Origin of the sequence: Terrisporobacter mayombei, from assembly GCF_020748465.1 — a bacterium.
Taxonomy (GTDB): domain Bacteria; phylum Bacillota; class Clostridia; order Peptostreptococcales; family Peptostreptococcaceae; genus Terrisporobacter; species Terrisporobacter mayombei.
This window is the reverse complement of sequence record NZ_JAHZMP010000093.1, coordinates 1-533: the sequence shown is the minus strand read 5'-3', so window position 1 is coordinate 533 and position 533 is coordinate 1. Positions and strand designations below refer to the sequence as shown.

1 protein-coding gene is annotated in these 533 nt (G+C 25.9%); it reads left to right on the top strand.

The window, feature by feature from the left end; translation table 11 throughout:
• Nucleotides 1–479: cell wall-binding repeat-containing protein (locus tag K0039_RS20515; protein ID WP_228106797.1), on the top strand; the 479-nt coding region annotated here is incomplete at its 5' end.
• Between the last annotated feature and the right edge of the window lie 54 nt (nucleotides 480–533).

Genomic DNA, 533 nt, shown 5'->3' with positions numbered 1-533 from the left:
CAGTAAGCATTGGAGCTGTATCAGCCCAAAATGACATGCCTATAATACTTACTAATGAAAATAGTAATATAACTGAAATAAATAACTTATTTAAAAACAAAAAAATTGATAAATCTTATGTAATCGGTGGAGAATATACAGTTTCTAAAAATATAGAAAGCAAACTTCAAAATCCACAGAGAATATCAGGTAGCACTAGAAATGAAACTAATGCAAAAGTAATAAAAGAATTTTACAAGGATTCTAAGATAGATAACGTATATGTTGCTAAAAATGGAATGAATAAACAAGATGATTTAATAGATGGATTATCTGTTGGAGTTTTGGCTGGAAAAACTAAATCTCCTGTAATACTAGTAGGAAACTCACTAGATTATAACCAAAAAGAACTATTTAAAACTATGAGATTTAAATCTATAACACAAATTGGTGGAAATGGAAATGAAAACTCATTTAAACAAATAAAAGAAATAGCTTAACATAACTAAAAAAGGCTATATTCAAGTAATATTAATTGAATATAGTCTTTTTTT